Source organism: Psychrobacter sp. DAB_AL62B, assembly GCF_028895345.1.
In the GTDB taxonomy this organism is placed as follows: domain Bacteria; phylum Pseudomonadota; class Gammaproteobacteria; order Pseudomonadales; family Moraxellaceae; genus Psychrobacter.
The window spans coordinates 404,869-428,641 of record NZ_SAXC01000001.1; the positions used below are offsets into that span (position 1 = coordinate 404,869).

Annotated in this window: 20 protein-coding genes and 1 pseudogene; 10 read left to right on the forward strand and 11 right to left on the reverse strand. The window is 41.8% G+C overall.

The window, feature by feature from the left end:
• The first annotated feature begins 87 nt into the window (after positions 1 to 87).
• Positions 88 to 741, forward strand: coding sequence for a DUF1345 domain-containing protein (locus EPB74_RS01615; RefSeq protein ID WP_274902666.1), 654 nt, complete (start codon positions 88 to 90; stop codon positions 739 to 741).
• Between the two features lie 310 nt (positions 742 to 1,051).
• Here EPB74_RS01615 and EPB74_RS01620 read toward each other — a convergent pair whose 3' ends face one another.
• Entirely contained in the window at positions 1,052 to 2,008 is a 957-nt protein-coding gene (locus EPB74_RS01620) for an EamA family transporter (RefSeq protein WP_274902389.1), read from the reverse strand.
• Positions 2,009 to 2,083: 75 nt separating this feature from the next.
• Complete coding sequence (locus EPB74_RS01625; protein WP_274902391.1) at positions 2,084 to 2,755, reverse strand: LysE family translocator; 672 nt, start codon at positions 2,753 to 2,755, stop codon at positions 2,084 to 2,086.
• Between the two features lie 170 nt (positions 2,756 to 2,925).
• Here EPB74_RS01625 and EPB74_RS01630 point away from each other — a divergent pair, with 170 nt between their 5' ends.
• A complete protein-coding gene (locus EPB74_RS01630) occupies positions 2,926 to 4,323 on the forward strand; it encodes an aminotransferase-like domain-containing protein (protein WP_274902392.1) in 1,398 nt (465 codons plus the stop codon).
• 34 nt (positions 4,324 to 4,357) lie between these two features.
• Here the strand turns inward: EPB74_RS01630 and EPB74_RS01635 are convergent.
• Positions 4,358 to 4,687: pseudogene (locus EPB74_RS01635) on the reverse strand (HPP family protein).
• A gap of 1,129 nt (positions 4,688 to 5,816) precedes the next feature.
• Here EPB74_RS01635 and EPB74_RS01640 point away from each other — a divergent pair.
• The 7 genes from EPB74_RS01640 (at position 5,817) to EPB74_RS01670 (ending at position 16,174) form a co-directional block, all read left to right on the forward strand.
• Positions 5,817 to 8,201, forward strand: coding sequence for a type I restriction-modification system subunit M (locus EPB74_RS01640; protein ID WP_274902393.1), 2,385 nt, complete (start codon positions 5,817 to 5,819; stop codon positions 8,199 to 8,201).
• A complete protein-coding gene (locus EPB74_RS01645; RefSeq protein WP_274902395.1) occupies positions 8,201 to 9,574 on the forward strand; it encodes a restriction endonuclease subunit S in 1,374 nt (457 codons plus the stop codon). Before EPB74_RS01640 ends, EPB74_RS01645 begins: the two co-directional genes overlap by 1 nt.
• Positions 9,575 to 9,580: 6 nt before the next feature.
• On the forward strand, positions 9,581 to 10,090 hold the full coding sequence (locus tag EPB74_RS01650) for a DUF3592 domain-containing protein (RefSeq protein WP_274902398.1): 510 nt from the start codon (positions 9,581 to 9,583) through the stop codon (positions 10,088 to 10,090).
• A gap of 37 nt (positions 10,091 to 10,127) precedes the next feature.
• A complete protein-coding gene (locus EPB74_RS01655) occupies positions 10,128 to 10,883 on the forward strand; it encodes a hypothetical protein (RefSeq protein WP_274902399.1) in 756 nt (251 codons plus the stop codon).
• 271 nt (positions 10,884 to 11,154) lie between these two features.
• A complete protein-coding gene (locus EPB74_RS01660; RefSeq protein ID WP_274902400.1) occupies positions 11,155 to 12,459 on the forward strand; it encodes an SEL1-like repeat protein in 1,305 nt (434 codons plus the stop codon).
• Between the two features lie 30 nt (positions 12,460 to 12,489).
• The gene (locus EPB74_RS01665; RefSeq protein WP_274902401.1) at positions 12,490 to 12,873 is read left to right on the forward strand and encodes a hypothetical protein; all 384 of its coding nucleotides are present in this window, start codon (positions 12,490 to 12,492) and stop codon (positions 12,871 to 12,873) included.
• A 46-nt stretch (positions 12,874 to 12,919) separates the two neighbouring features.
• On the forward strand, positions 12,920 to 16,174 hold the full coding sequence (locus EPB74_RS01670) for a type I restriction endonuclease subunit R (protein WP_274902402.1): 3,255 nt from the start codon (positions 12,920 to 12,922) through the stop codon (positions 16,172 to 16,174).
• 118 nt (positions 16,175 to 16,292) lie between these two features.
• Here EPB74_RS01670 and EPB74_RS01675 read toward each other — a convergent pair whose 3' ends face one another.
• Positions 16,293 to 16,823 carry a hypothetical protein gene (locus EPB74_RS01675; protein ID WP_274902403.1) on the reverse strand — a complete coding sequence of 177 codons (531 nt, stop codon included), beginning with the start codon at positions 16,821 to 16,823 and terminating at the stop codon, positions 16,293 to 16,295.
• A gap of 492 nt (positions 16,824 to 17,315) precedes the next feature.
• Between EPB74_RS01675 and EPB74_RS01680 the strand changes: the two genes are divergently transcribed.
• The gene (locus EPB74_RS01680; RefSeq protein ID WP_274902405.1) at positions 17,316 to 18,422 is read left to right on the forward strand and encodes a hypothetical protein; all 1,107 of its coding nucleotides are present in this window, start codon (positions 17,316 to 17,318) and stop codon (positions 18,420 to 18,422) included.
• 164 nt (positions 18,423 to 18,586) lie between these two features.
• Here the strand turns inward: EPB74_RS01680 and EPB74_RS01685 are convergent, their stop codons facing one another.
• From EPB74_RS01685 to EPB74_RS01715, 7 genes are all read right to left on the reverse strand, one after another.
• Positions 18,587 to 19,090 (reverse strand): DUF4268 domain-containing protein, encoded by a 504-nt coding sequence (locus EPB74_RS01685; RefSeq protein WP_274902407.1) that lies wholly within the window; start codon positions 19,088 to 19,090, stop codon positions 18,587 to 18,589.
• Between the two features lie 131 nt (positions 19,091 to 19,221).
• Positions 19,222 to 21,495: a YfjI family protein gene (locus tag EPB74_RS01690; protein ID WP_274902408.1), complete on the reverse strand. Its 2,274-nt coding sequence runs from the start codon at positions 21,493 to 21,495 to the stop codon at positions 19,222 to 19,224.
• A gap of 109 nt (positions 21,496 to 21,604) precedes the next feature.
• The gene (locus tag EPB74_RS01695) at positions 21,605 to 21,802 is read right to left on the reverse strand and encodes a hypothetical protein (protein WP_274902409.1); all 198 of its coding nucleotides are present in this window, start codon (positions 21,800 to 21,802) and stop codon (positions 21,605 to 21,607) included.
• Positions 21,795 to 22,082, reverse strand: coding sequence for a hypothetical protein (locus EPB74_RS01700; protein WP_274902410.1), 288 nt, complete (start codon positions 22,080 to 22,082; stop codon positions 21,795 to 21,797). The genes EPB74_RS01695 and EPB74_RS01700 overlap by 8 nt, the downstream gene beginning before the upstream one ends.
• The gene (locus EPB74_RS01705; protein WP_274902411.1) at positions 22,079 to 22,363 is read right to left on the reverse strand and encodes a helix-turn-helix domain-containing protein; all 285 of its coding nucleotides are present in this window, start codon (positions 22,361 to 22,363) and stop codon (positions 22,079 to 22,081) included. Before EPB74_RS01705 ends, EPB74_RS01700 begins: the two co-directional genes overlap by 4 nt.
• 1 nt (position 22,364) lies before the next feature.
• A complete protein-coding gene (locus EPB74_RS01710; RefSeq protein WP_274902412.1) occupies positions 22,365 to 22,661 on the reverse strand; it encodes a helix-turn-helix transcriptional regulator in 297 nt (98 codons plus the stop codon).
• A 128-nt stretch (positions 22,662 to 22,789) separates the two neighbouring features.
• Positions 22,790 to 23,656, reverse strand: coding sequence for a hypothetical protein (locus EPB74_RS01715; protein ID WP_274902413.1), 867 nt, complete (start codon positions 23,654 to 23,656; stop codon positions 22,790 to 22,792).
• Positions 23,657 to 23,773: the final 117 nt, after the last annotated feature.

Genomic DNA, 23,773 nt, shown 5'->3' on the forward strand with positions numbered 1-23,773 from the left:
ATACAGTTGTATAATTTAAACCTTCATTAATAGAGTTTGATTAAAGTTAAGGCACTATTACCAAACGCGTTTTTCAGTCATTGGCGCTTGCTTGGAAGCTTACTAAGCGGCGCACTTATTGGCCTAATAATAGCTGCAATATGGCCTATCTCTTTTAGTGCTGGCTTTATTGTCGGTTGGGATAGTGGTATTTTAATCTATATTGTCAGTATTATTGTTATGATGCGTGCTAACACCATTCATGGTCATCTGACCCAAAACCATGAAGGTAAAGTGATTATCTTAAGCATCATTAGTATCGCAAGTTTGATTTGTTTATTGGCTATTGTAAAGCAAACTCAGATTGGTAAAGACTATCAGGGTATAGCGCGTATTTTGACTATTATGCTTACCGTGAGTACTATTTTTATTACGTGGCTGATGATACAAGTTACCTTTGCTATGCAATACGCTTATCTATATTTCTCTGAACAACGTAGAGGAGTAGCGTCGCCTTTTATGTTTCCTGAAGCTATGATGGCAGGTGAGGGCTACAGTGAAAATCATACAAGGGCATTCAGTGCTAAATTTGAAGACTTTTTTTATTGTGCAGTTGCTATCGGTACCTCAGGTCAGACCGCCGATATTGCTTTTACCTCAAAATCGGGTAGAAAGCTTGCTACTTTGCATAGCGTTATCGCCTTTGTGTTCAATTTGGTTATCATCTCTTTATTAATTAACATTATAGCCAGTTATATATAATGAGGCTTATCGTTCAAACCCCAATATTAACAACATCACCTAAGAAAACTAAACTTCATATCTCAAGCTTACATGCTATGTAGGTAATAGCATTGTAAGGCTTCTTCGACCCATCAATATAAAATTAATCTATTGGGCATATAGGTATTATCGATATTTCGAACACCATAATATTGGGGTATACATCACCTAATAAGTTATAGTTTGAATTAACATTTGGTCTACTCTAGCGTTGACTCATTTTCCGCTATCGATATTAATTTTGGGGGCTCTCCTAGATAATAAGCTCAGCCCCTTAGATTATTTACTGCTAATTATGAGTTGCTTCTCTCCCAAGCCCAATCTTCATATTTGCTAATACCAGTCCTGACAAGATCAATAGCATTGCCAACATCTTCCACCACGTCACTACTTCCCCTAAGAGCAGTACTGAGGTCGCCATACCGAATACGGGCACCAGCAAGGCAAATGGCGTAACCTTTGAGGCCGTATTTTGCGCGAGCAAGTGTGCCCAAAGTCCAAAGCCAATCAGCGTTGAGATGTACACGATAAATCCAAGCGACAGCCAAGACTTAATTGATGCTTGCGTAAACGTCGCCACCTGCCATGCAGTGCTTTCAAATATAAGAGACGATAGAGTCAAAATTACACAAGCGATCAGGCCACCCCATACTACTAGAGATAGAGCAGACAACGCGGATGCCCTATTCTTCTGAGTGGTAGGTAAGACAACAGACAGACTTGATTCTTCCTGCGTAGCTTTTAAGGCAGATTGCGTTGATACTTGCTTTGAGGCAATGTTGCCAAAGCTCCAACCGATTGCCGCAATCAAGATACAGAAAAACCCTATCAAAGGCATATCACCGCCAAGGTTTAGCGCGATTACACCCAAACCCAGCACACCAACTAACATACCGATGATCTGCATACGATTCACTGTCTCACCTAATATGACATACGCTAGTAATACCGTGATAAATATCTGAACTTGTAGTAATAGCGCCGTCAACCCTGCTGATGCACCCAAGTGCATAGCAGTAAATACAAAAGCATACTGCATGACAAACGTACCAATGGCATAGATAAATAGCGTACGGTTAAACTTAGGTGGCTTGAGAAATAAAACCAGTGGCACAGCGGTAAAGAAAAAGCGTAAGGCAGTGAGCATTAGCGGTGGAAAGCTTTCGAGCGCCCATGCAATAAAGGTAAAGTTCACACCCCAAATAAAGGCAACCAATACAGCTAAAGCGATGTGGATTGGGTTCATAGGGTTGTCCTAGATGATGATTATTGGTTTATAGTTGTTGTTAAGGCTTGAATTTTGGGTTTGAGTAGCTTTTATCTATAACCAAAGTGTTAGGGCACAATACAGCGTCATAAGTACAATCAAAGCATGAATAACGCGCATGACTCGTGGTAGATGCACCAGCTTTCGCAGCCAATGACCACCTGCCGCCCAGCAGCTGATGGATAGCAGATTGATGATCGCGCACATAGCAAGCAATGCATAGTTGTCTAGCCAAGGCTTGCCGGCATGGAATATCGCTAAACTGGGCGCAACTACCGTCATTGTCCATGCTTTTGGGTTAAGCCATTGAAACAGTAGCGCTTGTCCAAAACTTAGCGGCAATTCTCCAAAGCGTTTCTTTATCTTAATAGTGACTTCATTCACTTTCTGTTGCTCATGCTTTAGGGCTTCATTAACGACAGCGATAAAGTCAGTTTTAGCCATCTGATAAGTGAGCCATAACAGATATAGTGTGCCTAATATCTTTATAATGAGCATGACAGCGGGGAAGCTGATAATTAAGGCTGCCATGCCCCAATAGCTCAACCAAAGCATAATCGTGACGCCGAGAGTAATACCAAGCATGTGCAGGCGGCAAGCCCAAAAGCCGTGCTTAATACTGCCGTGCAATAGCATTAAATTATTGGGTCCTGGCGTGACTGAGTTGACCAGCATAAAAAGTGCCAGTGCCGTTATGCTGCCTTCGAAGCTCGCGGTTATGCTCATTTAGTCTGTCGTCTCAATAGTGCTAAAGGTTACTGATAAGACTAACTATAAATTATATGACCATAACAGCCCCGATACAGTTTCACTGATGGTGAACAAAGTGTATAGTCGCTTTCAACATAACAATTTATCGTTCTATCAAAAGTCTATAAAAGCAGGCATATCTTATTATGGTCGAAACCTATACCTTGAACCCTAATCTCACTAAAACTGCCGCTGTCGCTGAATGGCTACAGCAGCGTATCGATTGGCAGATTTACCTGCCCAATCAGCGCGTGCCCTCGGTGCGAAAGTTAGCAAAACTATTAGATATATCAAGCTTTACGGTGGTACAAGCCTACGAGCAACTGGTGGCCACCAATGTATTAACGGCTAAAGCTAGCTCTGGCTACTACGTCAATGCAACGACACGCTTGAACCATCAAAATACCAATGAAAAGACAGCTGCTAAATGTCCAGTCATAGATACACGTTGGTTATTACAAGTCTTTAATAATACCCCGCATAACCGCTCGCCAGGATCAGGAACCTTGCCAAATAGCTGGGTGCGCAATGACAAAATGGAATGGGCAATACGGCAGGTCACTCAGCACGCTGATGACTTTATTTATAACTACGGAAATATTCAGGGTTATTTGCCGCTACGTCAGCAATTCGTGCAGCATTTAAATATATTAGGGATGCAAACTCATGCTGAGAATGTCATCACTACAGCAGGCGTGTCGCAAGCCGTGACCATGATCGGGCGGCTGCTGACCCAAACTGGCGATACCGTATTGGTCGATGCACCCGGTTGGTACTGGCTAACCAGCTGCTTACAACAACAAGGCTTGAATGTCATCGCTGTTGAGCGCGACCATCAAGGTCCTAACATTGAGCAAATGGAAAGGATGTTTGCCACGTATCGACCTAAGTTATACCTAACTAATAGCGTGCTACATAATCCAACGTCTTATAACTTGCATCCTGCACGCGCGCATCAAGTACTCAATTTGATTCATAAATATGACGCTTACATTTTCGAAGATGATTTATATGCTCCCTTTGTACCAAATGGTCAGGCACTACGTTATGCCAGTCTCGATCAGTTCGAACGGGTGTTTTATGCAGCAGGATTTTCAAAGTCAATGGCATCAGGCTGGCGCGTGGGAATGCTCGTATGCCCTGAAAAATTTATTGATGACGTAATACGAATAAAGATATTAAGTAACTCAAATACGCCAGAATTTGGTGAGCGCGTCGTTCATCGATTATGGACACATGGCGAGTATCGTCGGCAAATTAAAAAGGTGCAGCAGCAGTTATATGCCGGACATGAAAGACTGCGTAAAGCACTACCAAAGATTGGACTTATCTATCCTGAGCATACACAGGCAGGCATGTTTGTCTGGGTGGATACGGGTCAAGATACCGGAGAGTTGGCACTGGATGCTTACAAAGAAGGCTGGTTGGTTGCGCCAGGGCATCTGTTTCATCCAGACGCTAATGCCTCAACGCATTTGCGAGTAAATGTATCAACAACCAGTGATGAGTTTTTGGCTTGGTTAGGGGGTTATTTAGATAATTAAATATAAACACCTGTTTTCTATCAAAGGTAGGCTTTTACCACCAATACGTTGGATACTGCTTATTCTTACCTAGATTGTTATAAATCAGTGCTACCACGACCAAAACGATTGAACCGAGCAGGGTAGGTGTTATTAAAAAACTCCAATTTACCGCGCCCAGCATGACTATCAAAGGGTTGGAGCCGGCAGGAGGGTGCGGCATTCTAAATATTAGCATTAGCGCAATGGCTGTGCCTACAGTGGTTGCCATACTTCACCAGTGAATGCCAAATAACGTCATAAATACCAGTCCTGTAAAAGTCGCAATAACATGCCCGCCTATGACGTTTTTTGGCTGCGCAAAAGGGCTAGTAGGTAATGACAAGTAATTAATAAAGACAAGAGGATCTGTAGTTAAGGAGCTGTAAGGGCTTGAGGTAATGCGAGGTTATGTGTAAATACAATGATTGGTGCGCCCACCACGCTTCAGTCTTTAAGCTAAAAGCCTTAAAAAATAAAGGATAAAGGTTTTAATATTATTATATGCACAACAGTATGTACAACATTTTACTATCGCTAATCTGTTATTTTACTGTTTAAATAAAGCAAACTCGATTACAAAAATTATGCCTTCAATTCGTATTGGCTCTAAAAAGTAAAGATAGTAAATAATAGGTTCTAGTTATTATGCTCGACGTGTCACCCACAAACTACCTACAATCTATCGCTTGCAACTTTCTTTCATGGGGTTAAATTGCTGATGATTGCACGCGCTTAGATAATGCTGTTTAAAGTTAGGCGTTTTCTTTGCATCTGCTCACATTCTAACTATAAAAAACTATCCCCTTATCACTGCTACTGGTGTTCTGTTGATCGTTCACCCTCAGAGTGAGGGTGTCCTCATTGAGTGCTGTAATAGATGCACTCAATCTTGCGCCTATCTCATTACACGCGCAAATAAGGCGCATTGGCGACTGTGCTCGCATGATCATAATGCCGTTTTAAGCCGTGCAATTAGTGTGCAAATAACGCGCATTGTGATTGTTTAAATATAGCCAGTTTATAGTTGCGTTTATGATGCGTTTCTTTGCATCGTGCCTAGTGGGTCTTATCCTACTTGCCAGCCTATAGCGCGTCTGTAGTACGATTGTTCGCACTAAAAACTACGGCATCAGCTCACACTAATTCGCATAGATAGGATAGGTCTGCATACTAAAGATACTTAGTTATAGTGGCCCAACTACCGTTAGCAATTAATATAATATCGTAATTTTCTGATACTAAAATCAACTTGCAACTTTCTTACATGGGGTTGAATTGTCGAACGCTCATGGTACGCCAAAGTCTTGCATGATTAAATATAGTACTATTCCGATAAATCTCACATTCAGACTTGCCGAGTAATGTCGAATACCCTTATGATGGCTGTATTTTGACTAAAATGGGGTGTCCCCTCATTGCCGAAATACGATCTCACAACTTTATTCTTGCTTAACAAACAATAAGACACTTCTATGACCACTCACAACTACTCTCAAACCGCCGCTTTCATCTGGTCAGTCGCTGATCTATTGCGCGGTGATTTTAAGCAATCACAGTATGGGCGCATAATCTTGCCCTTTACCTTGCTGCGCCGCTTAGAGTGCGTATTGAGCGAGCATAAAGAAGCTGTTGTTGAGAAATATGCCGCTATTAAAGACGGCAGCATGACAGAGGACACTCAAGAAAAGCAGCTAAAACGTATCAGTAAACGCGCCTTCTATAACACGTCACCAATGGATCTAAGCAAGCTTGGGCAAAGTGACATCAAGGACAATCTTAGTAGCTACATTCAGGCATTCTCTCTAGACGCGCGTGAAATATTCGAGCATTTTAAATTTGAAGAGTTTGTCGGACAGCTAAACGATGCCAACTTACTATATAAAGTCGTGCAGCTGTTTGCCAATATTGACCTTAGCCCTGAAAAGATATCCAATCATGACATGGGTTTTGTGTTCGAAGAGCTGATTCGAAAATTTGCCGAAAGCTCTAACGAAACTGCAGGGGAGCATTTTACCCCGCGTGATATTGTGCGCTTGACCACCGCTTTAGTGTTTATGGAAGATGACGCGGCGCTGACCGAAGAGGGTATCATCCGTACCATTTACGACCCCACAGCAGGTACGGGTGGCTTCTTGTCGTCTGGTATGGAGTATGTGCTAGAGCTAAACCCCGATGCGGTTATGCGTACCTTTGGGCAAGAGCTAAATCCTGAGTCTTATGCTATCTGTAAAGCCGATATGTTGATCAAAGGGCAGGACGTTAGCCGTATTAAGCTAGGCAATACCTTATCTAATGATCAGCTAAAAAATGAGAAGTTCGACTACATGCTATCGAATCCACCATTTGGCGTGGACTGGAAAAAGATATCGACTGAAATTAGTGATGAACATATTGAAAAAGGCTTTGACGGGCGCTTCGGGGCGGGCTTGCCGCGCGTGTCTGATGGTTCGTTATTATTCCTGATGCATTTATTAAGCAAGATGCAGAATACGACTGCCAATACTCAAGCCAATAATGAAAATAACGATAACAGCCGTGCTAATGACCACCATGGCAGCCGTATCGGTATTATCTTAAATGGTTCACCGCTATTCACGGGTGGCGCAGGTAGTGGCGAGAGTGAGATTCGTCGTTATATCTTAGAAGCCGATTTATTAGAAGCCATCATCGCCTTGCCAAATGATATGTTCTATAACACTGGCATTGCCACCTACATCTGGATATTAAGCAATAAGAAAGCCGCTGAGCGTCAAGGACAAGTACAACTGATTGACGGCAGTAATCTATACAGCAAAATGCGTAAATCATTAGGCTCAAAGCGTAATGAAATGAACGAAGACGATATCAAGACCATTACTCGCAGCTTTGGTGACTTTGAGGTGGTTGACGCGCGCGTTCTTGATAAGCCAGAAGAGGTGAAGTCCAACCGTGGCCGTCAGTCTGCCAATCCAAAAGCGGAACCTGCCAAGACCTTTGCCAGTAAGATATTTAAAACCCATGAGTTTGGCTATCGCCGTATCACCATTGAGCGGCCGCTACGTCTATCGGCGCAACTATCTGATAGCGCTATTGATAGACTACGCTATGCACCTAAACCTTTCGATATGGTCATGCCCGCGCTGTATGAGAAGTTTGGCAGTGACTGGGCTACTGATAATGACAGTGACAGCTATGGTGACTTATCCGCGGTTACTATTGATGCGCGCGCAATGATAAAGGCCGACTTTAGCGAGCTTAAAGAAAGCCAGATCAAAGACGTGCTTGATTCGAAAGTATGGCGCGTCCAACTGAAGCTAATGACCAAAGCCAAAGCTTTGCAAACGGCTATAGGCTTGAGCCAGTTCGATGACTTTAATGAGTTTGAAAAGGTATTTAAGCAAGCGTTAAAAGATGCTGAGGTTAATCTTGATACCAAAGAGAAAAAGCAGCTGATGGATGCCATCACTTGGAAAAACCCTGAAGCAGAACCCGCCATCAAAAAAGCGATCAAGGGTGCCAATCCGCTCTATGGTGCGTTTAGCTATATCGATCCTGCCAGCAAGACCAAAATAGTAGAGTTCCAGCCTGACAGTGATTTACGTGATTATGAAAACGTGCCGCTTGACCCTAGCATCAGCACTACCGAGTTGATTGAAAGTTATTTCAAGCGCGAAGTGCAGTCGCATGTGCCTGATGCGTGGATTAATGCGGATAAGATAGATGCCATTGATAAAGAGATTGGCATTGTGGGCTTTGAGATACCGTTTAACCGTCATTTCTATGTGTATGAGCCACCGCGTGCGCTGAGCGAGATTGATGCGGACTTGGATGCGGTTAGTAGAGAGATTATGCAGTTGTTGGGTGAGGTGCATTCGTAATGGCTGAGTTGGTGAGGAAGTATCAGCAGTATGATGACTATAAGGATTCTGGGGTTGAGTGGTTAGGGGAGATCCCTAATCATTGGGAAGTTGTACCTATAAAACATCTAGCAATTCTTAATCCAAAAAAATCTACGCTATCTCAAGATTTAATGTCTGATGAATGTAGTTTTGTGCCAATGGAAAAGCTTAAATTCAATAGTCTTGTTTTAGATAAAAAAAAAGTCATCAAAGACGTTTATGACGGTTATACCTATTTTGAAAATGAAGATATTTTAATCGCAAAAGTAACTCCGTGCTTTGAAAATAATAACACTACTATAGCTAAAAACCTTATTAATGGGGTTGGTTTTGGATCGTCTGAAATATTCGTTTTACGAGTTAATAATAAGGTTAATAACCGTTACCTATTCTATCGTTTACTAGAAACCATATTTATTAGTGTAGCTACAGCTTCTATGACAGGTGCAGGAGGATTGCGGCGTGTTCCTGCTGAGACGATTAATACATATCCGATAGCTGTACCTAATATTGATGAACAAACCCAGATCGCCAACTTCCTCGACCACGAAACCGCTCAAATTGACACCTTAATTGATAAGCAGCAAACCCTGATTCAACTGTTAAAAGAAAAGCGCCAAGCCGTTATCAGTCATGCCGTGACTAAAGGCTTAAACCCTGACGCACCGATGAAAGATTCAGGCGTTGAATGGTTAGGGGAAGTGCCTGAGCATTGGGAAATATCAAAGCTTAAATATTATTCTTCGATTCAAGGTGGGTACGCATTTAGTAGTGATTCTTTTACTGAAGAAGGTGTGCAAATACTAAAGATAGGTAATGTATATCAGAATAGACTAGCACTAGAGCGTCAACCTACATTTGTGCCAGAAGTCATGCTAGAAGCACTTCCAGACTTTATAGTCAAAGATGGTGATATCTTAATGTCCTTAACTGGTACATTAGGAAAACGAGACTATGGATTTGCAGTTGCAATAAAAGATGACGGAAAATACTTACTCAATCAGCGTGTAGCAAAGCTCAATCCAGCAGATGAAAAAATTGATCGGGATTTTTTGTTAAATATACTTTGGTCTGAATCTTACTTGAATCAGTTGTACTCTTTGCCTTCAGGTACTAAGCAAGCCAACCTCTCTAATAGTGACGTTTTAGATATTGTCATTACTTTGCCTCCATCAAAAACTGAACAGAAAGAAATCGCAGTAGAACTTCAGAATCAAAAAGATATTTTTGATAAAGTTATACAGAAAGCTATGACTTCCATAGAACTGATGCAAGAACGCCGCACCGCTTTAATCTCTGCCGCTGTCACGGGTAAGATTGATGTGAGGGGTTGGGTTGCGCCAACACTGTAAACACTTATGGATATATTCTTTTTATTAATTGGCATGGCGCTACTCACTATTGCTTATGGCTATATTTATCAGACTTACCTCTCATTACTGATAGATATTGAGAACAAATGGATGGTAGCCACAGCGATTATCAAAACCTTAAAAATAAGACCTGTAACGCGTTCAAAGCTATTTTATGAGTCTATAGAGGACTATAACAGCCGCGTTATAGATAATACCCGTCTGGAGCTGATTTATGAATACCGTGTCAATGGGCAGCAGTATCGTAATGGGCGCATTGATCCTGTTCAAAAAGATGGAGAAGCCCTCAAGTCACTGAATAAAGCGCGGTTTGATTTGCTATCATCGCAGCAAACCCTAGATATTTTATATAATCCAAACGATCCTAGTCAGTCTTATATGAAGCAAGACTTTAGCTTATATCGTCATCTACGCTGGATGGTGACCGGCGCTTATAGCATTGGTATGCTGCTTTGCTTGGGTGGTATAGTCTTAACAATAACAGGTGTGTTTTGATTTAAAATGCATAACCGTAAATAAAGAGGCTTAAGTTATGAAAGTATTTACCGTCGCAGCCATACTGGCCTCAACGGCAGTGACCACTATCGCCCAAGCCGAAGTCTATCAATGGGAAAGTGATTATTGCAGTATGAAAGGTGATTTTGACAATAAAAAATACACTGCCAAGCAAATCAAGAATTCTCATTTTGTATTAGAGGGTTTAACGCGCTCAAATCTAGAAAGCTTTTTTTCACCGATGGATATTGATGCTTTAGACAAGTTATCGATGAAAGACCTAGACAAGCTGACCAAAGAATATAAGCAAGTGAAGCGTAATGTCGAGCAACTGGACGTTGTACCTGAAGCAAAGGGCTATAAACAGCAGCTGGTTAAGACTATTGATAGCGAATATAAAACCAATAAATTAACGATTTTGGGGTATCTGAATCCTAGTGAAGCACTCAAGCAAAGCCCGCAAATGTGTAAGAACTATATTGAACCTTTCTTACAGAACGAAACCGCCGTGCAGAATAGATGGCAGCAGTTTGTGGCAGAGAAAATTCAAGAACAAGCAGATATCACAGATGATGGGGGTCAATATTATCGCAATTTGGCGACCAAGCGCTATCAGAAAGAAAAAGCCAGCAACCCTGCCAAGTATGCCAAAATTGATTTGGTGACCTTTGGCTTTGGGAATTGCGTCAATAAACAGGCTTATCATCCTGACTCCGAAAAAGTCTTTAGCAATCAGCAAAAGCTTAATAAAATCTTGTTTGGTAAGCGCTTTAAAGAAATCTGTGATGAGTAATAAGGTTTGGTTTAAGCCTAGGAATACATAGGGCGGAATATAAAAAAGCATCGAATAAAATATCGCAAAATAAGAAGCATCAGCTGCCGTAAGCTTGCTATTGAGAAATGGGGTGCTAATTGTGAAAGCATGAATATTGATATGCTGACTCAACAAAAAAGAGACTACACTGAAAAATACGCTACGCCCATTACACCCTAATAATTAGAGACAAAAAATGAAAGCATCAATAATAAAATGCAGATTCACGCAAAAGACAATGGCTTTGGGTATGGCATTTGCACTATCGCTATCGGCACAGGCAACCAATTTTACCAATACTCAAGCGCTGGCGGAACAAGGTCATGCCGCCGCTCAATATAGCATGGGCGCGATGTATGAGCTCGGTGATGGTGTACCCCAAGACACTAGCAAAGCGGTGGCTTGGTACAAAAAAGCCGCTGAGCAGGGCGTGGCGGCAGCGCAATACGATATAGGCGCGATATATATGACAGGCGAGTATGTGCCGCAGGATTACGCTACCGGCGCCGCATGGTTCCAAAAGGCTGCCAAACAAGGCGACAGCATAGCGCAATATAATCTTGGCGCGATGTATCGAGAAGGCTTGGGGGTAGAGAAAGACTATACCAAGTCGCTTGCATGGTTTGAGCAATCTGCCAATCAAGAGGAGCCATTCGCGCAATATAACATGGGCGTGGTGTACCAAGAAGGACTCGGCGTGACGCCTGACTATGCTAAAGCAGTCGAGTGGTATCAACGCGCTGCCGCACAAGATAATGTGATGGCGCAGTACAGTTTAGGCTTTTTGTATCAAAGCGGCATTGGAGTCGAGCAAGATTTTACTAAAGCCTATGAATGGTATCAAAAAGCCGCTGAACAAGGCGAAGCTGCCGCCGCTAATAACATCGGTGTGATGTATGAAGCAGGCTTAGGCGTGACACAAGACTATAGCGAAGCCTTAAAATGGTATCAAAAGGCTGCTGATCAAGGACACGCGATTGCCCAAAACAATATTGGACAGTTTTATATAAAAGGCTTAGGTGTGACGCAGGATTATACCAAAGCGCTGTATTGGCTACGAAAAGCAGATGCCCAAGGTGAGGATTTGGCACAAAACAATCTAGGCTACATGTATGAGAACGGCTATGGGGTTGAGCAAGATTATGCCGAGGCTTTTAAATGGTATAAAAAGTCTGCCAATCAGGGCAATGCATTGGCTATGGGCGGTTTGGGCTGGGCATACTATAGCGGTCAAGGCGTTGACCAAAACTATGTTAAAGCTTTTGAATTATTACAACAATCTGCCAATCAAGGGGAATCTGTTGGTCAAAACAATCTTGCCGTGATGTACTTAGAGGGCAATGGCGTACCGCAAAACTATGCGAAAGCCATGACCTTATTCAAACAAGCTGCCGCCCAAAATCATCCGTTCGCCCCGCGCAATCTGGGGCTGATGTATATGAAAGCGCAAGGGGTCAAGCAAGACAATACACAGGCTAAGGAATGGTTTGATAGAGGCTGTGACACTGGCGACTTGCAAGCCTGTCTTGGCTCTCGTTTGGTAGATATGCCTTAAAATGAGTTTTACAAAGTAATAGATATAATTATGAATCATCCCTATCCAATCGCGAAGCGCTATAAGCAGCTATTATTGGCGCTTATTTATAGCCCTATAATTGCCTATCTAATCAATGCTTATTTTACTTATCAATCTTTTAAAAAGCATGATGAAGATTTAACGGTTTCTATACCATTTTTAATTAGCATTGCTGAATATATGCAACGTGATATTGAATTAACGTTTTTTTTATTTGGAATAATACCTTTCTTTTTACCGCTGCCCATATTCTACCTATTCGTGTTTTATAAAACACTGACGTCCAAAAAAGCAGCTGTTGAAAAGCATAGAATGCCATTACTCACGCTGCTACTGGTGCTTTTTTACTTATTTACGAAAGAGTTTACCAGTATTATAGCTTCATCAATCTAAACGCATCAGGTACTCAAGAATAACTATAAATTTAAATGGATTTACTATGTCAGACACCACTTACGAATCTGTCTTCCAAGCTGATATCATCACTCAGATGCAAACGCAAGGCTGGCAATTGGGTCATGCCAGCGGCTATCAATCAGCGACCGCGCTATATGAGCAAGACGTGCTGGATTTTGTCAAAGCCACCCAGCCTGATGAGTGGGATAAGTTTTGCCGTGTGTTTCCTATCGATAGTGAACGCCATTTTATTGAGGCTTTGGTCAAGCAGCTTAATAAAGCGGACATAAACGCCACTGATAGAGCTTCGCGCACTTATGGCACCTTGGGCGTATTGCGGCATGGGTTAAAGATTCGTAATGCGCGTTTTAGTTTGTGCCAGTTTAAGCCAGAGCATGATTTAAACCCTGATATTATCGCCCGTTATGAGAGCAATATATGCCGTATCGTGCCTGAAGTGGTTTATAGCCCACATGTCAAAGCAGCAGCTGACAGCGACGGCAAAACCGCCAAGCGTAACCGCATTGACATCGTATTGTTTGTGAATGGCTTGCCCGTGGTGACCATGGAGCTAAAATCTGAGTTTAAGCAATCAGTTGAAAACGCCATTACTCAATATAAGCAAACCCGTCAGCCAAAAGACCCAAGTACTGGTAAAGCTGAACCCCTATTAACTTTTAAGCGTGGGGCATTGGTACACTTTGCTGTTAGCCAATATGAAGTCTATATGACCACACGGCTGGCAGGTGACAGCACTTACTTCTTACCATTTAATAAAGGAACAGCGGACGGCAGCGCGGGTAATGACGTGCCAACAGATAGCAGCCGTTATGCTACTGATTATCTCTGGAATGAGGTGCTGACCACTGAGAACCTACTGGCTATCCTTGGGCATTTTGTGCATTTGCAAATTGAGGACGTTGAAGACTGGGAAGGGCGCAAGTCCAAAAAAGAAACTTTGATCTTCCCGCGTTATCATCAGTGGGACGTAGTGAGTAAGTTAGTTAATGCCGCCGTCACTGAAGGCGCTGGTCAAAAGTATCTGATTCAGCATAGCGCCGGTTCTGGTAAGTCCAACTCTATCGCGTGGACAGCGCATCAGCTATCGACGTTATACAATAGTGATGGTGATAAGCAGTTTCATTCGGTGATTGTCATTACTGACCGTACTGTGCTCGATGACCAGCTCCAAGACACCATTTACCAGTTTGAACATGCCGATGGTGTGGTAGGACGGATTAACAATAAGGACGGCGGCGGTTCTAAGTCTGAAAAACTTGCTGCTGCTTTGGTGAACGCGCAACCGATTATTATTGTCACCATTCAAACCTTTCCTTTTGTGCTTAAAGCCATTGAAGACTCTAGTGTTCTAAAGTCACGCCGTTATGCCATTATCGCTGATGAAGCGCATTCTTCACAGACTGGATCAACCGCGCGCCAGCTCAAAGAGGTGTTGGTTGGTGATAGTGAAGCAGGCAGTGAAGATGGCAATGAAGATAAGGAGCTGTCTAGCGAAGATATGCTAGATGCTACCATTGCTGCACGCCGTAGCAGCCCCAATTTGAGCTATTACGCTTTTACTGCCACGCCGAAAGCCAAAACCATTGAGCTATTTGGACGCGTTCCCAATCCTGAACTGCCACCATCAAAAGATAATGTACCAGCGTCTTATCACGTCTATTCTATGCGCCAAGCGATTGAAGAAGGCTTTATTTTAGATGTGCTTAAAAACTATACCAATTATAAAGTGGTCTATCAGCTGAGCCAAAAGCTTGCGGCTAAAGATAAAGAAGTCGATACCCGACGAGCTACCATCAAGCTGAATAACTGGGCACGCTTGCACGATCATAATATTGCGCAAAAGGTTAAAGTCATCATTGAGCACTTTAATAAACACGTCAAAGGTCTGCTTGGCGGGCAAGCCAAAGCCATGGTCGTGACCGGTTCCCGTAAAGAAGCAGTACGCTATAAAATGGCGTTTGATAGGTATATTACTGATAACGGCTATAACGGTATCAATGCCATGGTGGCGTTCTCAGGAGAGGTCACCTTTAACGCTAATGACCCTGATAGCAGCGCATTCATCGGTGAGAAGTTCACTGAGCATAATATGAACCCTAATTTAAAAGGGCGTGATATGCGTAAAGCATTTGATAGCGACGATTATCAAGTGATGCTGGTGGCTAATAAGTTCCAGACCGGCTTTGACCAACCCAAGTTATGCGCTATGTATGTTGATAAGAAGCTTGGCGGCGTCGATTGTGTGCAGACGCTCTCCCGCTTAAACCGTACTTATGCGGGTAAGTCAGTCAGTGGCACCTTTGTGCTCGACTTCTTTAATGAACCAGAAGACATATTAGAAGCGTTCCAGCCATATTATAAGAACGCCACCTTAGATGACGTGTCTGATCCTGATAGCGTGTTTGATCTGCATGATAAGCTATGCGCTAGCGGTATATTTCAATGGTCAGAGGTAGAGCAGTTTGCGATTGCCTTTTATGCTAAGAATAAGTCTAATGCTGCCATTAGCAATATCTGCAAGCCAGCTGTTGAGCGTTGGCAAAAGCGTTACAAAGAAGCAGTCGAGCAGGCGAGTAAAGCTAAGATGCTGCTTGAGCGCGCCAAAGCTACTGACGATGCGGTATTGATCGCCAATGCCGAAACCGACTATAAAGGCTATAAGGTCGAACAAGACGCGCTAGGGCTGTTTAAAAAGGACTTGAGCACCTATACGCGTTCTTATGAGTTTATGTCGCAGATTGTTGATTATGACGATAAGGACTTAGAAAAGCTGAGCCTTTTTGCCCGTCATCTGCAACCCATGTTACGCGAGAAGCTAGACGATGAAGACGAGGTTGATTTAAGTAATATCGTTATGAGTCATTACCGCTTGTCTAAACTGCGTCAACAAGACCTTAAGCTGCAAGAAGAGAGTATCGAGCCGCTACAATCTGGCGGCGGTGGCGCAGGCAAGGCAAAGGATAAAGAAGAGGACTTACTATCCAAAATCGTAGCGCGTCTGAATGAGATGTTCGATACCGAAAAGCTGACCGATAGCGACTTGATCAATTACTCTCAAACGATATGGGATAAGATTAACGAAAACGAAATCGTTATGCAGCAGATTGCCAATAATCCCGCTGAAAAAGTCATGCTAGGTGATTTCCCTGATGCCACCTTGGACGCTATCTTTGACAGCCAAGACGCTTATCAAGAGATCACACGGCAGCTGTTATCTGACTCTAATCGCTTGGCGCAATTTACGCGGTTTTTGTTGGATAGTAAGATGGATGCTTAGAAATTGATACGGGTTTGAACGGTAAGAATATTCCTAATCAAAGGTAGAAAATCAACTGCTACCTTTGACTAGGGGTAATATGTCATATCATATTAGGAGTCATTATACTTTTATTGTATTAATCTTCGTAGCCTGAGGTGCAAATATTATCTTCTTTTTCTAGTTTCTTCATTGCTGTTCGGTCACCTACTAACGCACGTTTAGCAAGTTTTCCACATTCGGAATTAGGTTTATAAGCATAAAAAGAGGCTGCATGACTAGAGCCAGCAGTTGATAAACCTACTTCATTAATAAGTTTGATATAAGCGTATTCATAGTTTCTTCCAGCGGGTGAACGCTTATCAAGCCCAAGAACCTCTTTGATGCCCTCTACCTCCGAGCGTCTGACATAACCCGTATCTATCATTTCTTCAACACCAGCGTTATCAGCTTCACATAATGCTGATATTACAGATTCATGATTACGGTTAAAGTAACCTTCCGATCCGCCTATTAGTCTTGCTTCTATGGTTAATATCTCCATATTCTCACCATAGTTGTCATTGCCATATTCAACGTCTTTGCAGGTAAGTGCGGCGTTTGAAAACGTCACAGCCATAGACAAACTGATGCCAAGGGCTACCTTGCTTAATACTGATTTTAAATTCATTTTATAACTCGTTATGGGATGTAAAGAAATGGATTGTATCATTACTTACTTGTCAGCTACTTATAAAAAAGGCGTACGCATAACGTACACCTTAATAATCTTTAGCTATAATGGCGAATTTGCTGCCTAAGGTGTTTGTTGCAAAAATGCGAGCTTTTAACTGGCTAGCGCTCGTATTAATTCGTACCACCTCGTATATCATTAGATTATTTACATTACTTGTATAGTAGTTTGAGTCATACAAAACCCACGAAAATAACGGACGTTTTTTTGCATAAATCGTGCGTTTTGAACGGTAAACACTGTGTTGATTAATATGAGATATGCTTGCAACTATCTGAGAAAGTATATCGGCTATAGGTTTGGGTGGTATAGTCATTTATTCAATACTAATTTGAATTAGCCTGTTTCTTGCAAATGTTTGTTATATAGATGATGCTATGCTTGCTTACTATAGCGGCATATTAAACCAACTCAGGTATAGGTCTGGTTATGAGTAATATTTTGATTTTTGTACTTGGATTGGTGGCGTTAGTTGCTGTTATAGCATTACTTTGGTATTTATACCAAACTGTGCGCGTAATGTGGACATACAGTTCTTTGTTAGCAATTGCGGCAATAATTTTTAGCCCTCTTATTCATATCGCCTTTTATTTTATACCTAAAGACGGTTTTAATAAGTATGAGAAAGGACTTTTTAAAAGTTATTTTACATCTGTTGGGGCGCTAATTGCTTTAGGTGTTATTGCCACTGTAACAATACCTACCATTGAACCTCAGAACACCATAGTTGATGAAATCGATTCAAGTCAGCCATGGGAATGGGATATACGTGCTGAAAGTCAGGAAGAAATCCTAGCTTTAAACCATATTGATAATCGTGATACAGCTAAGACTGAAGCGCTACACTACGAGGCTATTTTCCAAGTTCATCCTGATGCGGATCAGATTGTTGATAGTCCAGAATTTGCACTTTGGCTACAGCAACAAACCCCAGAACAACACGATATTACTTCTAAAATTCTAAAAGAGGGTATAGCCTCAGAAGTGATTTATGTCCTTACTAATTTTAAAAAAGACTTAGCTAGCTCAATAGATAATGATTATCAAGCAAGAGAAAATAATGCGCAAGCTTTAGCAAAAAGACAATATCAAGAGAAACTAAATCGTGAGATAGAAAGTAGTAAGTCTAATAATCAAAGAAGTTATGATCAGCAGCGCCAACAACAGCAGCTATTAGCTAATTCCACTTCGCAAGCTAATAGACAAGCGTTACCTTCTCAAAATAACCTCAGCTATAGCGAAAGACAGGAGCGTGAAAAGACAAAAGCTTTGATTGGTCAGCCAATTAAAGGTTCTCAAGGTTTGACTAGGGCGCAGACTGAAGCATTAGGCTCACTAGAAACGAGGCAGCCTATGCCATCAAGATCAAGTAATAGTAGCTCGTCAGCACCAGCACCAAGTAACATGACTAATTGCGATGGAGCAGGATGTTGGGACTCTAATGGAACAAGATACAATAAAGGGGCAGGTAATACCTATTTTCCTTCTACCGGTGGGGTTTGTCAGAACGTAGGAGGACAAATGCAGTGTAACTAATCAATATTAACGACTATTCTGGCATGACTCTCTTACTCTTTTAATATTATCAAAGTCCTACTTATTACACTGCCAAAACTGACATAACCGTATTATCAGTATAAAAAAGGACGCTATTTTTTAATGGCTTCCGATAATTGAACCAGTAATGAGACAGAAAAAGACTAGCTAGCTTCAAAATTTAGTAAAGCTTTTTCAACTGACTCCTTTAATAAGTAGCTGGTTTTAATAAGGTAAGCATTAATATCATCCCATTCACTTTGCTTCTCATACTGCCAGCTATCATTACTGATGATGGCAGTTTTTCTTATATAGTGTGACTCTTTCCAATATATCTTTTCAGAGAAGTGTTTCTGTATCTCGTTTGAGTTTTGCTGCAAGTATTCGAAAATTCGAATATTTTGCTCTAGACTAATCGCATTTCTTTCATCTTTTGAAAGCTTGGATTTTTCAGGAACTTCAGGATTTGAGTAAATAACTAGAGTAACATTCACACTGGTTTGATTTAAATTCACGTACACACTGACGCCACTGAACTCAGTTTGCTTTACTATACCCTTCTTACTGGTTGTGCTGTTATTAGCGTAGATATTTTCATAGCCTGAAATTCGGGCTTGAATAAACTGATTCCAGAATTGCTTTTTAAGTTCATCTTTTGCTTTATTCATAAAATTCTCTTTTATGCTTATATCAAATGAATGGAATGTAGCCTAAGGCAAGATATTAGCATTTAAATATAAGGTATAAGAACGCTATTTTTAAATAACGCCCCGTAGTTGCACTGCCAAAACTGACGAAACTATATAAAGCTTTTTAATTTGGGGTTAATCCAGTAGCGTTCTGTTGGTCTGCCACCTTGTCCTGTGCTTTTCACTTCCTTATAGTCGAGCCAGTCATGTTCTATCAATACGTCTATAGCAGTTTGGACAGCATTATCATCTGTTAAGCCTTTCCAATTCTTACGCTTTAGACTGCGAGCGGTAAAGCCGTGACTAATCCAATCAGTTTTGTCAGTTTTGTCACTTGGCTTTTTAAGTAATGCCAGTATTTTATTACCCAATAAAGACGCTTTGAGGTGCGAATTATCAGTAATGCAACTATAAACCCTAAGCATGTGCGTCTCTAACATATCACCCCATGCAATGGCCGCTTGTAGGGCTTTGAGACTAACTCCACCTAAACGGCTGCCAATCTCGATACAATCGACTAAATGAAATATCAACGCTAGAGCTGGTATCAGTCTGCCATACTTAAGTAAGTGCTGGGCTATGACCTCATGTTCTGTATCATCAGCTTTGGCTTGTAGTGTATCGTACCAGTCCATAAAGACGTTATAAGCATCATCAGCAAAACGGAAGTAAGGGCGCTTGTAATACTCGTTTGACTCATTAGCACCATAGCTAACAAGTTTACCCTCAAACAGTCCATCAACTGCTATAAACAACTCATACACAGCATCACGGCTTTCTTTATTGACTGCTATGTCTTTTTCTTTACATCTTGGTAGTGGGTCAGGGTAAACCATCATTTGAAAGCGTTGCATCAGCCCATCATTGCCTAATCCTCGCATGGTCTGCTCTAAGTACATCTCTAACTTATCAGGCTGTATGCCGCCCATGACTGACAAACAATGATTTTCAATGTATAGCGAACCGCGTCCTATTCTGTCCACCATTTCGCTACCTGTGCCGTTGAACCCTGATAGATAGAATGCTCGTTGCTCTTGCTCACCATCCTTTTCAAGGCTGGCTAAAAACCCTGATAGTTCATCACGAAATTGTAATACACCATTATTATTTTGGTTCTCAATTTCACCCAGCTTCTCCATAGTAATATTACCTACCATGTGTCTGCGCGGTACAGGTATGCTTTCATCTTGCTTTTTGCTATCTGCTATAAAGGCGGCTTTTTGTCGCAAGTCATCATCAGTCACTTTGTCCGTGCTGTTATCGTCATCAGTTTGACTAGCCAGCATATCAGCGAGTTTCTTTAACTCCTTTTCGGCTATCTTGGCCTTGCTATCATTAATGAGCTTTTGGGTTTCATGTTCTTGCTTGTTCAGCTCATAGTCTGCTCGTGCTTTACTGACTAGATTATCAATGGGCTTCATTGCTTCTGTAATTGATGGACTTTTCTTACTAGATGGTTTGCCTATCACTGCACCCCATAGATTAGGCACAATATCCCAGTTATCATAGCGTTTCGGCATGATAGCCACCTTGGTGCCAATAACGCTACCTAGTGCCACTACTAACGGTACAGCTACAAATTCAATCGGTACGCTAAGACGTTCAGCGGTATTAATAGCGTAGTCATATAGAGATTTAGGTAGCATATCTTTGGTTATGCTGGCCACTGGTGGCAAGGTATGATTTATGGGCTTTGGGTCGGCCCATGCGTCGGCTAACAAGTCTTTAATTATCGTTTCAGGTTCACTAAGCACATCATCAAGCGTCTGCCCATTATCAAACGATAGCAGCAAGTCAAAAACAGTAATAATCGCTTTGACGTTTAGCCCTACCAATGGCTTGGTTAACTGGTCTATTTGCTCTAGGGTAGTCGTAACAATAACTTGCTTAACCTCAGCAAAATGCTTGACCATTTTGTTAAAGTGAAAGGTGTTAACACTGACTAAGATAGTGACATTTAGCATTTGGTTTATCAGCTGCTTGTATAGCTCTATACCCTCAGCTAGGCTTTTGACCGCGTACCAGTCACTATCAAAGCTAAGATTACCTATGATAAAAGCGCTTGGCTGGCTTGGGTCAGTCACTTCGATAGGTTCATCAGTGTTAGGCGTATAAATCCCTAAGTTGGCTGGCTGGTGCAAGTTGTTACTTAGTATCAAAGCCACCTTGCCAGCAGTGTCGATAAATTTACTTCTTCTATCGCCATTATGAATAGTAAAGGTATCACCAAACTGTCTTAGCTTATCGCCTTGACCCTGTGTTATCAGGCTAGTTATTGTTTCATCATCTGTTATAATTTCGGTTGTAGTTTGCTTTGAAGTGCCTAGTAAAGCATTTAGCCCTTTGTCATCAGCTTGGGGCTTTGTTTTGTCTATAATAGTCATCTATTCCCCCTTGCTTGCGACTGGTTCGGCTTGCGCGTAGCTCTATACTTTTTATAGTAGTTTTTGCGCTTGGCATACTTACGGCTTTGCTTTGGTTGTGAGTAGGTCTTCATAGGCTGCCCACCTTAATAACAAAGATTATGGGTTCGTTCTGATGGCAAGGAACCAGTGATATAAATAAGCCAATAATTACCACCCATGCCATAAAGATGATAAAGCTTAGTAGTAGGCCGCGCTTGCCAGCCTGTGGCTCATTGGCTGGCGTGTGATGGGGCTTTAGGTTGGTTTTAATATGATTATCACTCATCACTTGATACCTCCGCTTGGTACGGCAATGCGTAGTCACAAAACATTTCACTAACAAGGCCTGCCAGCTCGCTATTGGCAAGCAATGCCGCTTTGACTGCCACAAGAACACCTTGGCTAACATCGTCTTTTGTTTTGATAGCTTCTAGCGCGGTGGCTAAATGCTCAGTATTAATATAAATGTCTTGTACGCGGTCATTCATAAGACGTAAGTACAGACTATCTATAGTCACTAGTCGGCTGGCTGGGGTATCGATTGATACACTAGGGTGGTTACTCATAGTGTCACCTCACTGTCAGACAGTTCGCTTTCAAGTAAGGTCTGTTCATCAAGCCAATAGACCGAAAAACGCTTGTCATTGTGGGTGACAATCTCGCTTTGGATAACTAAGCCAGCGTTTCTTAAATCGTGTATGCGCTGGGCCAAGCATGTGATTTGATAAAGACGGTAAGCGTCCCATGTAGTGGTAGTTGCACCTGTCATTAGATGTGCTCTAACAATCTCTATTTGGGTTTGTGGTGCTGGCTGGTTGATTACTGGGGAGGTTGCTGAAGTCGTCATGTTAAACCTCCTCTTTTGCGTTGGCATTGTCATCTGTCGGCCGAGCATGACTGTCTAACCATTTATTAATCTCAGATAGACGCCACAAGCTAGCACGACCGATTTTTACGGGTGCTGGGAATTTACTTTCATTAATCAGATGATAGAGATGCTTAGCACTAAAGCCTGTGATACCACGTGTGGCGGCTTTGGCGGTGACGGTGCGCTGTTGACCTGACTTTGCAATGTAAGTCTTAGCTTTGCGTTCGGGCTGGTTGGCAAGGTCTGCCATTCTTAGATGTTTATCTGCTAACTTCATGTTATTTCACCTCATAGCGGTTAAAGGAATGGGCGGTAATGCCCTGCTATGAGATGAATGTTACGGGGTAGGGTGAGGTGCTAAGGGTCACATGACGGTCACATGACCCTAAAATAATTGATATGACCCTATTTTGTGCTATCGCTTTTAGCTTGGTTAGCTAATTCAATCCACTGTGCTATAAAGTTTCTAGTAACTGGTGTGCCGTGTAATTGCGATGCTTTCTCTATCAGGCTATTAGCCTTCCCTTTTGTAGCTGATAGGTCGTAATTATGCTCTGTCAAAATAGCGTAAAGCATTCTAGCTACGCCCATTTCGGAATTGTATCGTAAGGGTTTATCTGCTTGCTCCTTTGACTGGTTGTTGAGCTTTTTTATATCCTCATCTTGCTGTTTTATTTTAGAGTTGGCTGCTGTCAGTGCTTCAACAAGCTGTTCATAGGTCTTATCTTCGCCATGTGCTGCTGTTAGATTACCAAACGTTCCTGTAGCAGCTGGTGAAGTCAACTTGTCTGGTTCATTACTTTGCTTTAACGATATGTAAGTTCGAACCTGTTCAATTGGGAATAATAGATTTTCTACATTTATGCAATTAATGTCACCATTACAGTAACTATTATGACCGTCACTATAATCCTCGAAGCGATCATAACCGTGGTTCTCTAAAGAAACAAATGTACCTTTACTAATCTTCCCTATTTCTTCATAAATATAGGCAGTACTTGTAGTAACTTCTGTTGTAGGCTGCAATATTAAATCTGTTAATTTTGGCAAAGTAAGATAACCATTGAAAGGTTCCCTAAGCTCTTTGAGGTATGTGGGAAGTTCATGGTCGTTACCAAGACTCACATTGATATATTTATCATAAGGAAAAACTGGTGTTATTTCTCCACGCTTGCATAAGTCTGCAAGCTGCGGTAAGTCGAAGGGTAAAAGCTTTTCAGGTAATTTGTTTTGAAATTCTTTTAGAGTTTGCTCTAAATTATAATAACTCATACTTGCACCCTCACACCCCTAAATAAAAATAGGAGCAAGGCGCTGACAGCTAAGGGTGCGGTTACTGTCGTTCGGGTAATTAATCCTAGCCTTGCAATCGGTTATGACAACGATTGA

What these genes read in the sequence shown, in the direction of transcription:
- EPB74_RS01620 (WP_274902389.1), bottom strand. Translation starts at nt 2,008, where the DNA reads ATGAACCCAATCCACATCGCTTTAGCTGTATTGGTTGCCTTTATTTGG.
- EPB74_RS01625 (WP_274902391.1), bottom strand. Translation starts at nt 2,755, where the DNA reads ATGAGCATAACCGCGAGCTTCGAAGGCAGCATAACGGCACTGGCACTT.
- EPB74_RS01630 (WP_274902392.1), top strand. Translation starts at nt 2,926, where the DNA reads ATGGTCGAAACCTATACCTTGAACCCTAATCTCACTAAAACTGCCGCT.
- EPB74_RS01640 (WP_274902393.1), top strand. Translation starts at nt 5,817, where the DNA reads ATGACCACTCACAACTACTCTCAAACCGCCGCTTTCATCTGGTCAGTC.
- EPB74_RS01645 (WP_274902395.1), top strand. Translation starts at nt 8,201, where the DNA reads ATGGCTGAGTTGGTGAGGAAGTATCAGCAGTATGATGACTATAAGGAT.
- EPB74_RS01650 (WP_274902398.1), top strand. Translation starts at nt 9,581, where the DNA reads ATGGATATATTCTTTTTATTAATTGGCATGGCGCTACTCACTATTGCT.
- EPB74_RS01655 (WP_274902399.1), top strand. Translation starts at nt 10,128, where the DNA reads ATGAAAGTATTTACCGTCGCAGCCATACTGGCCTCAACGGCAGTGACC.
- EPB74_RS01660 (WP_274902400.1), top strand. Translation starts at nt 11,155, where the DNA reads ATGGCATTTGCACTATCGCTATCGGCACAGGCAACCAATTTTACCAAT.
- EPB74_RS01665 (WP_274902401.1), top strand. Translation starts at nt 12,490, where the DNA reads ATGAATCATCCCTATCCAATCGCGAAGCGCTATAAGCAGCTATTATTG.
- EPB74_RS01670 (WP_274902402.1), top strand. Translation starts at nt 12,920, where the DNA reads ATGTCAGACACCACTTACGAATCTGTCTTCCAAGCTGATATCATCACT.
- EPB74_RS01675 (WP_274902403.1), bottom strand. Translation starts at nt 16,823, where the DNA reads ATGAATTTAAAATCAGTATTAAGCAAGGTAGCCCTTGGCATCAGTTTG.
- EPB74_RS01680 (WP_274902405.1), top strand. Translation starts at nt 17,316, where the DNA reads ATGAGTAATATTTTGATTTTTGTACTTGGATTGGTGGCGTTAGTTGCT.
- EPB74_RS01685 (WP_274902407.1), bottom strand. Translation starts at nt 19,090, where the DNA reads ATGAATAAAGCAAAAGATGAACTTAAAAAGCAATTCTGGAATCAGTTT.
- EPB74_RS01690 (WP_274902408.1), bottom strand. Translation starts at nt 21,495, where the DNA reads ATGACTATTATAGACAAAACAAAGCCCCAAGCTGATGACAAAGGGCTA.
- EPB74_RS01695 (WP_274902409.1), bottom strand. Translation starts at nt 21,802, where the DNA reads ATGAGTGATAATCATATTAAAACCAACCTAAAGCCCCATCACACGCCA.
- EPB74_RS01700 (WP_274902410.1), bottom strand. Translation starts at nt 22,082, where the DNA reads ATGAGTAACCACCCTAGTGTATCAATCGATACCCCAGCCAGCCGACTA.
- EPB74_RS01705 (WP_274902411.1), bottom strand. Translation starts at nt 22,363, where the DNA reads ATGACGACTTCAGCAACCTCCCCAGTAATCAACCAGCCAGCACCACAA.
- EPB74_RS01710 (WP_274902412.1), bottom strand. Translation starts at nt 22,661, where the DNA reads ATGAAGTTAGCAGATAAACATCTAAGAATGGCAGACCTTGCCAACCAG.
- EPB74_RS01715 (WP_274902413.1), bottom strand. Translation starts at nt 23,656, where the DNA reads ATGAGTTATTATAATTTAGAGCAAACTCTAAAAGAATTTCAAAACAAA.